Below are 11,474 nucleotides of genomic sequence, written 5' to 3' on the forward strand. Positions count from 1 at the left end.
AGGGAAGTGATCCGGATGGGGCTCGTGGCGGACGACCTCGGCCCGGCACTCGCCCGTGAGCGGTTCCTTCTCGGCGGGACGGCCGGGAAAGGCGTGCGGAGCCTGATCCTCAGCTCCTGGGAGCGCAGCCGGTCGCTGGGGCTCTCCCCGGACGGCTGCGAGCTTCCCTACACCCAGGACCTCGACCTGGACGGCCGTCTCGTCCTCGCGGCCGGGCCCGTGATGGACCGGCTGCAGGCCAGGTTCGCGGGCACGCACATGAACGTGTCCCTGGCCGACGGGCGCGGCGCGGTGCTCCAACGCCGGTTCGGCGACCCGTCGTTGGTCAGGCTCCTGGATCCGATCCAGAGCGTCCCGGGCTTCGTGTTCGCCGAGAAGTACGGCGGGACCAACGGCATCGGGCTGGCCCTCGCGGAGCGGCGGCTGATCAACGTCTACGGCGCCGAGCACTTCGCCGAACGCTCGCAGTCCAACGCCTGTTCGGCGATTCCCATCCGGGACCCGCTCAGCGGGCGCATCGAGGGGGTGCTGTGCTTCGGCTACCCGCGCGCCGACGCGGACGTGGCGCTGGACGTCGTGATCAGCAGGGCGGCCGAGGCCATCGAACGACGGCTGCTGGAACAGAGTTCGGCGCGCGAACGCGCCCTGCTGCAGGCGTACCTCGACATCAGCCGCAGCGTACCGGCCGACGAGAAGCAGCCGGGCGGGCTCGTCACCAGCGCGCTGGACTGGCGTGACCGGCTGGTCCTGGAGGAGAAGGCCACCGAGCTGATCTCCTCGGCGCAGCGGGCCGCCGTCGAGGTGCCGCTGCCCAGCGGGCGGCGGATCACGCTGATGAGCCGGCCGGTGATCAGCTCCTCCGGGGTGGAGGGCGTGGTCGTCGAAGCGGTGCTCCCCGCGGAGCACCAGCGTCTCGCCGTCACCGCCGAATCCGCCATGCCGCCCGGTCTCGTGACGCAGCAGGCGCTGACCGATGCCGTCCCGCTGCCCGGGCGCCTGCCCGGCCCGGCCCCCGTCCCCGGCACGCCCGCCGCCGGACGGGCGGCCGGCGGGCTCGTGATGGTGGGCGAGCCCGGGGTGGGACGGTTCGCCGTGGCGGCCCGGCGCCGCCTGGAGCTGCTGTCGGAGGCCAGCACCCGCATCGGCACCACCCTGGACGTGACCCGCACCGCCCAGGAGCTGGCCGAGATGGCCGTGCCGCGCCTGGCCGACTACGTCACCATCGACCTTCCCGAGGCCGTCCTGCGCGGCGACGAGCCGGCCGACCCCACCAAGGACCTGCACCGGACGGTCGTCCACGGCATCCGCGACGACTGCCCCTTCTACCCCGTCGGCGAGCAGGTCCACCTCCGGCCGACCACCCCGCAGCTGCGCTGCCTGGCCGGCGGGCGGACCGTCCTGGAACCCGACCTGCGCACCGCCCTGGGCTGGATCTCCCAGAACCGGGTGAACGCCCAGCGCATCCTGGCCCACAACGTCCATTCCCTCATCGCCGTCCCGCTGCTGGCCCGCGGCAACGTCCTCGGCATCGCGAGCTTCTACCGCTCGCGCGACCCCTCCCCCTTCGGCGACGACGACCGTTCGCTCGCGCAGGAACTCGCCACGCGCGCCGCGATCTGCATCGACAACGCGCGCCGCTACACCCGAGAGCACAGCATGGTGCTGGCCCTGCAGCGCAGCCTGCTGCCGCAGGGCTTCCCCGAGCAGAACGCCGTCGAGATCGCGCACCGCTACATGCCCGCCGAGTCCGGCGTGGGCGGCGACTGGTTCGACGTCATCCCCCTCTCCGGCACCCGCGTCGCCCTCGTGGTCGGGGACGTCGTCGGCCACGGGCTGCACGCCGCGGCGACCATGGGCCGGCTGCGCACCGCCGCACGCAACTTCGCCGAGCTGGATCTGCCCCCGGACGAGGTCCTCACCCACCTCGACAACCTCGTGGGCCGCCTCGACCGGGAGGAGTGCGGTGACGACCCCTTCGCCGGCATCACCGGGATCATCGGCGCCACCTGCCTGTACGTCATCTACGACCCCACCACGCAGCTGTGCACCATGGCCCGGGCCGGGCACTGCCCGCCCGCGCTGGTCCGCCCCGACGGCACCGCCGTCTTCCCCGACCTGCCCGCCGGGCCGCCGCTGGGGCTGGGCGGCCTGCCCTTCGAGACCGCCGAGTTCCACCTCCCCGAGGGCAGTCAGCTGGTCCTGTACACCGACGGGCTCATCGAGGACCGCGGCCGCGACTTCGACATGGCCATGGAGGAACTGCGCCAGGCCCTGGCACACCCCAACCGCCCGCCCGACGAAACCTGTCAGGCGGTCGTCGAGAGCGTGATGCCCGAGCACCCCGGCGACGACATCGCCCTGCTCGTCGCCCGCACCCACGTCCTGGACCCGCACCGCATCGCCACCTGGGACCTGCCCGCCGACCCGGCGCTGGTCTCCTCCGTCCGCACCGCCGTCACCCGCCGGCTGGCCGAATGGGGTCTGGAGGAGATCGCCTTCTCCGTCGAACTGCTGCTCAGCGAGCTGGTCACCAACGCCATCCGCTACGGCAGCGACCCCATCCAGGTGCGGCTGCTCTACGACCGCACCCTGACCTGCGAGGTCTCCGACGGCAGCAGCACCGCCCCGCACCTGCGGCACGCCGCCACCACCGACGAGGGCGGCCGCGGCCTGTTCCTGGTGGCGCAGCTCTCCCAGGCATGGGGCACCCGCTACACCCCGGGCGGCAAGGTCATCTGGGCCGAGTGCCCGCTGGAGATGTCCGCAGGCACACCCGGAGCCGAGGCCGTCGAGATCGACTTCGACGACATCCCGGCGATCTGACGGTTTGTCCGGCGCCACGGCGCCCTGTAGGGGCGCGGGACTGTTGACATATGCGGCTCCGCCGCGTGGGCGCGACCAGCCACGACGCGTCCGCACGCGGCGCCCTGTAGGGGCGCGGGGAACTGCGCGACCAGCCCCCACCGGCCTGCAGCCGAAGCACCACCCCGGGGACCTCGACTGCAGGCGCATCCTGGCTGATCGCGCAGTTCCCCGCGCCCCTTACGGGGCGCCGTGGCGCCGGAAACGCCCTAGCATGACGGACATGCGGTCTTCAGAGCCCCTCGTCCGCATCCGCGGCCTCGGCAAGCGGTTCGGCGGCACCCTCGCCCTGGACGCGGTCGACCTCGACATCCGCTCCGGCAGCATCCTGGCCCTGCTCGGCCCCAACGGCGCCGGAAAGTCCACCCTCATCAAGGTGCTCGCGGGAGTCCACCACGCGGACGAGGGCGAAGTGACCGTCGCCGGGCACCCGCTCGGCACCGAGGCCGCCTCGCGCACCATGTCCTTCATCCACCAGGATCTGGGCCTGGTGGAGTGGATGACGGTCGCCGAGAACATCGCCCTGGGCGCCGGATACCCGCGCCGCGCCGGCCTCGTCTCCTGGCGGCGGACCCGCAGGCAGTGCGCGAGAGCCCTGGGCATCGTCGCCGCGCACCTGGCCCCGGACACGCCGGTCGCCGAGCTGACCCGGGCCGAACGCTCCCTGGTGGCCATCGCCCGCGCCCTGTGCACCGAGGCCGGACTGCTCGTCCTGGACGAGCCGACCGCCAGCCTCCCGGCCGCGGACTGTACCCGCCTCTTCGCCGTCCTGCACACCCTGCGCGACCACGGCCACGCCGTCGTCTTCGTCACCCACCGCATCGACGAAGTGCACCGGGTGGCCGACACCTTCGCGGTCCTGCGCGACGGCCGCCTCGTCGGCCACGGCCCGCTCGCCGGCTACCCCGCGGCCCGGCTGGTGCACGACATCGTGGGTCACGAACCGGCCCCCCACCGCACCACCGCCCCCGCCTCGGGTCCGGCCGTCCTGAGCCTCGACGGTGTACGGACCGAGGACACCGGCCCGGTCCGGCTGCGGCTGCACGCCGGCGAGATCCTGGGCCTGGTGGGCCTCACCGGCGCCGGGCACACCTCCCTCGGCCGCGCCCTCGCCGGCTGCCGGCCGCTCCTCGGCGGCCGGGCCCTGCTCGCGGGACGGCCGTACCGGCCGCACACGGTCACGGCCGCGGTCGCCGCCGGCACCGGCTTCGTCAGCAGCAACCGGCAGGACGAGGGCTGCGCCGACGGGCTGACCGTACGGGAGAACCTCCTGCCCAACCCCGGGGCGGGCGGCCCGCCGGGCGTGCACTGGATCGGCCCCGGGCGCGAACGGGCCCGCGCCGCGGCCCTGATCGAGCAGTTCGCGGTGCATCCCCGCGACAGCGAGGCGCCGATCGCCACCCTGTCCGGGGGCAACCAGCAGAAGGTCATGATCGGCCGGTGGCTCCGGACGGGCCGGCGCCTGCTGATCCTGGAGGAGCCGACCGCGGGCGTGGACGTCGGCGCCAAGGCGGCGCTCTACCGCCTGCTGCAGGACGCGCTCGACCGGGGCCTCGCCGTGCTGCTCGTCTCCAGCGACTTCGAGGAGGTGGCCACCGTGTGCCACAGGGCCCTGGTGTTCGTCCGCGGAGGCGTGACGGCCGAGTTGAGCGGCGCCGGCCTCACCGCCGCCGCGCTCACCCGCGCCGCCTCCGCCATGGCCCCGCTCACCGGGACGCCCTGATGACCCCTCTGCGCCCGCCCCGTTCCCCGCTGGGCCGCCGCTTCGGCCATCTCGTCGGCGCCTACGGCCTGGCGGTCCTCACCGTCCTGCTCTTCCTCGCCTTCTCCCTCGCCCTGCCGGACACCTTCCCCACGCTCGACAACATCTCCGCCATCCTGTCCAACAACTCCGTCCCCGCCTTCCTCGCGCTGGGCGCGACACTCCCCATCGCCACCGGCAAGTTCGACCTGTCCATCGGCTACGGCCTCGGCCTGGCACACGTCGTGACGATGCAACTCGTCGTCACCGAAGGCTGGTTGTGGCCCCTGGCCTGCCTCGTCGTGCTGCTCGGCGGGGCGGCGGCCGGCGCCGTCAACGGCCTCGTCGTCGAATACGCGCGGATCGACTCCTTCATCGCCACCCTCGGCACCGGCAGCGTCATGTACGCCTTCACCGGCTGGATCACCGACGGGGCCCGCATCGTCCCCGGCCCGCACGGCCTGCCGGCCGCCTTCACCGACCTGTACGACTCCCGGTTCCTCGGCCTGCCCGTCCCCGCCTTCTACGTCCTCGCCCTCACCGCCGTCCTCTGGGTGCTCCTGGAACGGCTGCCCCTCGGCCGGTACTTGTACGTCATCGGCTCCAACCCCCGCACCGCCGACCTGGTCGGCATCCCCTCCCGGCGCTACGTCGTCTGCGCGTTCGCCGGATCGGGCCTGGTCGTCGGCATCGCCGGCGTGCTGCTCGCCGCCCAGCAGCAGATCGGCAACCCGAGCGTCGGCATGGACTACCTGCTGCCCGCCTTCGTCGGCGCCCTGCTCGGCTCCACCGCGATCCGGCCCGGACGGGCCAACGCCCCGGGCACCCTCGTCGCCGTCACCGTCCTCGCCGTCGGCCTCGCCGGAATCGGCCAGCTCGGCGCCCAGTTCTGGGTCACTCCGCTGTTCAACGGCAGCACGCTGCTCATCGCCGTCGGCCTGGCCGGCTACGCCGCCCGCCGGCAGCTGCACCGGCGACGGGCCGAGCCGCACCGGGCCGCCCCGTGAGAACCGCCCTGACGGCCTTGGCCGCAGGGGCGGTTGCGGCCGTGCTCCTCACCGGCTGCGAGCGCGGCTCGTCGTCCCGTACGACGAGCACCCCTGCGGGGCCGGCCAGGACCGGCTGCCCGGCCGCCCTCGCAAAGGCCGAAACAGCCGTCCGGCGGGCCGAGTCGGGCGAGACCAAGTGGAACGGGCCCACCAGCGGGCCGACGGCCGCGCCCGGCAAGACGATCGTCTACGTCGCCCAGACCATGACCAACCCCGGCGTCGCGGGAACGGCGAAGGGCATGCGGGAAGCAGCACGGGCCATCGGCTGGAGCGTCCGCGTCATCGACGGCCAGGGCACCCCCGTCGGCCTCCAGCAGGCCTTCAGCCAGGCCGTCACCCTGCGGCCCTCGGGCATCGTCATCGGCGGCTTCGACCCCCGGCTGACCTCCCGGCAGGTCGCACAGGCCGACGCCGGGCACATCCCGCTCGTCGGCTGGCACGCGGTCGACTCCCCCGGGCCCAGCAAGGACCCCGCACTCTTCACCAACGTCACCACCAAGGTCGACGACGTCGCCACCATCAGCGCCGACTGGGTCGTCGCCCACTCCCGCGGCACCGCCGGAGTCGTCGTCTTCACCGACGCCTCGATCCCCTTCGCCCACCACAAGTCCGAGCTGATCCGCAAGGAACTGGCCGCCTGCAGCGGAGTGCAGCTCCTCGCGCAGGAGAACATCCCGCTCCCGGACACCAGCAGCCGCACCCCGCAGGCGGTCTCCGCGCTCCTCGCACGCTTCCGGAACACCTGGACCCACTCCGTCGCCGTCAACGACGTCTACTTCGCCGACGCCGCCCCGGCCCTGCGGGCCGAGCGCAGGAAAGGATCCGGAGCCCCCTTCAACATCGGTGCGGGCGACGGCGATCCCTCCGCCTTCGAACGGATCAACAACCGCCAGTTCCAGGCGGCCACCGTCCCCGAGCCGCTCTCCGCACAGGGGTGGCAGATCGTCGACGAGCTCAACCGCGCCTTCTCCGGCCGCCCGGCCAGCGGATACGTCGCCCCCGTCCACATCGCCACCGCCGCGAACACCGGCGGCGCCACGGCCTGGGACCCGCCCGGGTACCGCACGGCGTACCGGACGATCTGGGGCAGGTGAGGCACGGCGGGCGGGGCGTACCCATACGGCCGTCCCACCGCTGGCAGCCATGATCGGATCCGAGGATCCTGGAGCGTGCGTGGGGTTCGGCACCGAGGATCGGGAGCGGGCACGTGAAGGCACCGGGTGCAGGGCTCACCGCCGTGCTGCGCTGGTTCCTGCGTCACCTGCAGATCGTGCCCGTCCTCCTGCTGGCGGGCGGTGTCCTCCTCGACCTCAACACGCCGCCGCACTTCAGCGCGGAGGCCTTCTACACGGCCGCACCGATGACGGCCGCGGCGCTGCTGTCGCTGCGCGCGACGGTCCTGGCGGGCATCGGCGCCTGTCTCGCCGACTTCGCGGTCCTCACCCACTTCGGCTTCGCGGCGGATTCGGGCGGGCGGAGCGAGCTGTCGGCCGTGGCGACCGTCTCGGCCTTCGCCGTCGTCGTCAACCGGCTCATGCACTACCGGGACGTGCGGCTGCAGTCGGCACGCGAGATCGCCCTCGCCGTGCAGCGCGCCGTACTGCCGCACCCGCCGCCCGCCATCGGGTCCCTGACGATCGCCGTGCGCTACCGGTCGGCCGTCCGGGAGGCGCAGATCGGGGGCGATCTGTACGGCGTGCAGGACACCCCTTACGGCGTGCGCTGTCTGGTGGGCGACGTGCGGGGCAAGGGCATGGAGGCGGTCAAGGCGGTGGACGTGGCGCTCGGGGTGTTCCGGGAGGCCGCCGAGGAGGAGCCCGCGCTCGCCGGGGTCGCGGAGCGGCTGGAGCGGGGGCTGGTGCGGGAGGCGGAGCGCCGGGCGGGGCTTGAGCGGTCGGAGGGGTTCGTCACGGGCGTTCTCGCCGAGATCGCGCACACGGGCGACGAGCTGCGGCTGGTCAACCGCGGCCACCCGGCACCGCTGATCCTGCAGCGGAACGGCGAGGTGCACAGCGCGGAGCCGTCCGAGCCGGCCCTCCCCCTGTGCCTGGCGGGGCTGCGGCCCGCCGAGGCCGTGAGGACCGACACGGTGCGCTTCCCCGCGGGTGCGACCCTTCTCCTCTACACCGACGGTCTCACCGAGGCCAAGAACCATGCGGGGGCCTTCTACGATCCCGTCGCGGGCCTGGCCGGACGTGTCTTCTCCGGGCCGGACGAGCTGCTCGACGCCCTGCTCGCCGATGTCGGCCACCACACCGGCGGCCGCATCAGCGACGACATGGCGCTTCTCGCCATCACCCGGGGCGGCGGCGCCTGAGCGCTCAGCGGTCGACCGGCAGCCCGCGCGGCTCCTTGATCCGTTTCATGATGATCTGCGAGTTCACCTCGGTGACGCCGGAGAGCGTGGTGAGGCGCTCGATCCACAGCCGCTCGTAGGCGGTGAGGTCGGCGACGGCGATGCGCAGCAGACAGCCGGGGCTGCCGAAGAGGCGGTAGGCCTCGATGACGTCGGGGATCTCCTGGAGTGCCGCCTCGAAGGTCTCGACCGCTTCCCGGTCGCGCTTGACCTCGACGGAGACGAGGACCTCGAAGCTGCGTCCGACGGCCTCGGGATTGATGACCGCGCGGTAGCCCTCGATCACGCCGTCCTGTTCGAGCTGGCGGACGCGGCGCAGGCAGGGCGAGGACGTGAGACCGACCCGCTGGGCGAGGTCCTGGATGGTCAGACGTCCGTCGTTCTGGAGCTCGCGCAAGATATTTCTGTCGATCTCGTCCATGGCGCAATTATCCACCCCGCACGCGCGGAGACCGCGCCTGAACTGGCAATCCGATTGCGCGCGATTCGTTCTAAGGTTGCTCTCGGCCCGACGTCTGCGAACTGGCGTACGAGGCATCACCCGGACAAGCGGCAAGAGGAGCGAGCACACGTGGGACAGGTCGTCGTCATCAGCACCGGCGGGACGATCGCCAGCCGCTGGCAGGGGTCCGGGTTCGCCGCCGACGCGGCGGGCGGGGACGTCCTGGCCACTGCCGCCGTGCCCGAGGGCGTGAGCGTCCGGGTCGTCGACCTGATGAGCGTCAACAGCGCCCGGATCACCACCGCGCACCAGCTCGCCCTCCTGCGCACCGTGCGCGAGGTGCTGGCCGACCCCGCGGTGGACGGCATCGTCGTCACCCACGGCACGGACACCCTGGAGGAGTCCGCCTTCTTCCTCGACCTCCACCACGACGACCCCCGCCCGGTGGTCTTCACCGGCGCCCAGCGCCCGCTCGAGGCGGAGGACGGCGACGGGCCGCGCAACCTCCACGACGCCCTGCTGACCGCGGCCACCGTGCGCGGCCTCGGCGTCCTCGTGGTGTTCAACGGGCAGGTGCACGCCGCACGCGGCACGGTCAAGGTGCAGACGCTGGCCGCCGACGCCTTCGCCGACCCCTCCGGCAGCCGGGTCGCGGACGTGACGGCCGACGGCATCCAGATCCACCGGCGCCCCGAGCGCCCCGCACCGCTCCCCCTGCCCGCGGCCGACACCCCGCTGCCCCGGATCGACGCCGTCATGCACCACTGCGACGGGGACCCGCTGCTGTTCAACGCCGCCGTCGGAGCGGGCGCCCAGGGCATCGTCCTGGTCGCGACGGGAGCCGGCAACGCCACCCCCGAGATCTGCGCCGCCGTCGAGGCCGCCGTCTCCCGTGGTGTCCTCGTGGCCCTGACCACGCGCGTGTCCACCGGACCGGTCGCGGAGATCTACACCCACGGCGGAGCCGTGGACCTCGTGGCCGCCGGAGCGGTGCTGACCGGCACCCTGCGCGCCGGCCAGGCACGGATCGCCGTGCTCTCCGCCGCCCTCGCCACCACCGACCCGGCCGGCCGCGCCGACGCGCTGCGCCACGCGCTCGGCACCCCCGTGGCCGCCGAGCCGGTCACAGCGGCCTGACGCCCTCCCCTCCCCCCACTCCCCCCACATCACGCCTTGGATCGGACCCCCATGTCGGCCCCCGCCTCCCCCCACGACCACGCGCAGACGCGCTCCGAGCACGACCTCCTCGGCGACCGGGACGTCCCCGCGGCCGCGTACTACGGCGTCCACACGCTGCGCGCCGTGGAGAACTTCCCCATCACCGGCACCCCGATCTCCGCCTACCCCGACCTCGTCGTCGCCCTGGCCTCCGTCAAGCAGGCCGCCGCCCGGGCCAACCACGACCTCGGGCTGCTGGACGAGCGCAAGGCGGACGCCATCGTGCAGGCCTGCGCGGAGATCCGCGCAGGCCGCCTCCACGACCAGTTCGTGGTGGACGTCATCCAGGGCGGCGCCGGCACGTCCACCAACATGAACGCCAACGAGGTCGTCGCCAACCGGGCGTTGGAGCTCCTCGGCCACGACAAGGGCGAGTACCGCCACCTCCACCCGCTGGAGGACGTCAACGCCGGGCAGAGCACCAACGACGTCTACCCGACCGCCGTCCGGCTCTCGCTGCAGCTCGCCGCCGCCCGCCTGCTGGAGGCCATGCAGGTCCTGCACGAGGCCTTCGCGGCCAAGGCCGCGGAATTCTCGGACGTGGTGAAGATGGGCCGCACGCAGCTGCAGGACGCGGTGCCCATGACGCTCGGCCAGGAATTCGCGGCCTACGCCGTGATGCTGGCCGAGGACCGGGCGCGGCTGGCCGAGGCGTGCGCCCTGCTGAGCGAGATCAACCTCGGCGGCACCGCGATCGGCACCGGCCTCAACGCCCACCCGCAGTACGCCGCGACGGCCTGCGAGCACCTGAGCGCGATCTCCGGCATCCCGCTCTCCGTCGCCGGCGACCTCGTCGAAGCCACCCAGGACATGGGCGCGTTCGTCCAGCTCTCCGGCGTGCTCAAGCGGATCGCCGTCAAGCTCTCCAAGACCTGCAACGACCTGCGCCTGCTCTCGTGCGGCCCGCGCGCCGGCCTCGCCGAGATCAACCTCCCCGCGGTGCAGGCGGGTTCGAGCATCATGCCGGGCAAGGTCAACCCGGTGATCCCCGAGGTGGTCAACCAGATCGCCTTCGAGGTCATCGGCAACGACGTGACCGTCACCATGGCCGCCGAGTCCGGCCAGCTCCAGCTCAACGCCTTCGAGCCGGTCATCGCGCACAGCCTCCTCAAGAGCCTGACGCACCTGCGGGCCGGCTGCCTGACCCTCGCCGAGCGGTGCGTCAGCGGCATCACCGCCAACCGGGAGCACCTGGCGCAGCTCGTCGGGCAGTCCATCGGTCTGGCCACCGCGCTCAACCCGCACATCGGCTACGAGCAGGCCACCGCGGTCGCCCAGGAGGCCCTGACCACCGGCGCCTCGGTGTACGACCTGGTCCTGGCCAAGGGCCTGCTCACGCCGGAGCAGCTGCAGGAGATCCTCCACCCGGACAACCTGGCCCGCCCGCACGCGCGGACCGCTGCGGTCTGATCCCCCACCCCCACCACCGCTTTCCCCCCACCAAAAGCAAGAAGAAGGAAGTACCACCCCGATGGCAACGGCGCCCAGCGTCTCGTACTCGATGACCGTCCGTCTGGAGGTCCCCGCAGGCGGGACCGCCGTCAGCCAGCTCACCACGGCCGTGGAGTCCTCCGGCGGCTCGGTGACCGGCCTCGACGTCACTGCGTCCGGCCACGAGCGGCTGCGCATCGACGTGACCGTCGCCGCCAAGTCCACCTCGCACGCCGACGAGGTCGTGGACAAGCTCCGCGGCATCGACGGCGTCACGGTCGGCAAGGTTTCGGACCGTACGTTCCTGATGCATCTCGGTGGCAAGATCGAGATGGCGTCGAAGCACCCCATCCGCAACCGTGACGACCTGTCGAT

8 protein-coding genes and 1 pseudogene are annotated in these 11,474 nt (G+C 73.0%); 8 read left to right on the forward strand and 1 reads right to left on the reverse strand.

All coding sequences use genetic code 11. The features are described 5' to 3' along the window. Positions 1–15 precede the first annotated feature (15 nt). The 5 genes from ACWD4B_RS28405 to ACWD4B_RS28425 all read left to right on the forward strand — a co-directional run bounded on the left by ACWD4B_RS28405 (position 16) and on the right by ACWD4B_RS28425 (position 7,969). Positions 16–2,823, forward strand: coding sequence for a SpoIIE family protein phosphatase (locus ACWD4B_RS28405; RefSeq protein ID WP_451423431.1), 2,808 nt, complete (start codon positions 16–18; stop codon positions 2,821–2,823). 262 nt (positions 2,824–3,085) lie between these two features. Then, positions 3,086–4,585, forward strand: a complete 1,500-nt coding sequence (locus ACWD4B_RS28410) for a sugar ABC transporter ATP-binding protein (RefSeq protein ID WP_451423432.1) — start codon at positions 3,086–3,088, stop codon at positions 4,583–4,585. Then, positions 4,585–5,610, forward strand: coding sequence for an ABC transporter permease (locus ACWD4B_RS28415; RefSeq protein WP_451423433.1), 1,026 nt, complete (start codon positions 4,585–4,587; stop codon positions 5,608–5,610). The genes ACWD4B_RS28410 and ACWD4B_RS28415 overlap by 1 nt, the downstream gene beginning before the upstream one ends. After that, the gene (locus tag ACWD4B_RS28420; RefSeq protein WP_451423434.1) at positions 5,607–6,746 is read left to right on the forward strand and encodes a substrate-binding domain-containing protein; all 1,140 of its coding nucleotides are present in this window, start codon (positions 5,607–5,609) and stop codon (positions 6,744–6,746) included. The genes ACWD4B_RS28415 and ACWD4B_RS28420 overlap by 4 nt, the downstream gene beginning before the upstream one ends. Before the next feature lie 113 nt (positions 6,747–6,859). Next, positions 6,860–7,969: a PP2C family protein-serine/threonine phosphatase gene (locus ACWD4B_RS28425; protein ID WP_451423435.1), complete on the forward strand. Its 1,110-nt coding sequence runs from the start codon at positions 6,860–6,862 to the stop codon at positions 7,967–7,969. 4 nt (positions 7,970–7,973) lie between these two features. On the opposite strand, the gene ACWD4B_RS28430 is transcribed toward ACWD4B_RS28425, so the two are convergent. Next, on the reverse strand, positions 7,974–8,429 hold the full coding sequence (locus ACWD4B_RS28430; RefSeq protein ID WP_336415305.1) for an Lrp/AsnC family transcriptional regulator: 456 nt from the start codon (positions 8,427–8,429) through the stop codon (positions 7,974–7,976). Positions 8,430–8,579: 150 nt separating this feature from the next. Here ACWD4B_RS28430 and ACWD4B_RS28435 point away from each other — a divergent pair, with 150 nt between their 5' ends. The 3 genes and pseudogenes from ACWD4B_RS28435 to ACWD4B_RS28445 all read left to right on the forward strand — a co-directional run. Further along, positions 8,580–9,587, forward strand: coding sequence for an asparaginase (locus ACWD4B_RS28435; RefSeq protein WP_451423436.1), 1,008 nt, complete (start codon positions 8,580–8,582; stop codon positions 9,585–9,587). A gap of 51 nt (positions 9,588–9,638) precedes the next feature. Further along, positions 9,639–11,078, forward strand: a complete 1,440-nt coding sequence (aspA, locus tag ACWD4B_RS28440) for an aspartate ammonia-lyase (RefSeq protein ID WP_451423437.1) — start codon at positions 9,639–9,641, stop codon at positions 11,076–11,078. 61 nt (positions 11,079–11,139) lie between these two features. Next, positions 11,140–11,474 (forward strand): annotated as a pseudogene (locus ACWD4B_RS28445) (NAD-dependent malic enzyme); the annotation flags it as partial.

This window comes from Streptomyces sp. NPDC002536 (assembly GCF_053594995.1).

Excerpts from the sequence above, each read along its gene's own strand:
- ACWD4B_RS28405 (WP_451423431.1), top strand. The coding sequence starts at position 16 with ATGGGGCTCGTGGCGGACGACCTCGGCCCGGCACTCGCCCGTGAGCGG.
- ACWD4B_RS28410 (WP_451423432.1), top strand. The coding sequence starts at position 3,086 with ATGCGGTCTTCAGAGCCCCTCGTCCGCATCCGCGGCCTCGGCAAGCGG.
- ACWD4B_RS28415 (WP_451423433.1), top strand. The coding sequence starts at position 4,585 with ATGACCCCTCTGCGCCCGCCCCGTTCCCCGCTGGGCCGCCGCTTCGGC.
- ACWD4B_RS28430 (WP_336415305.1), bottom strand. The coding sequence starts at position 8,429 with ATGGACGAGATCGACAGAAATATCTTGCGCGAGCTCCAGAACGACGGA.
- aspA (WP_451423437.1), top strand. The coding sequence starts at position 9,639 with ATGTCGGCCCCCGCCTCCCCCCACGACCACGCGCAGACGCGCTCCGAG.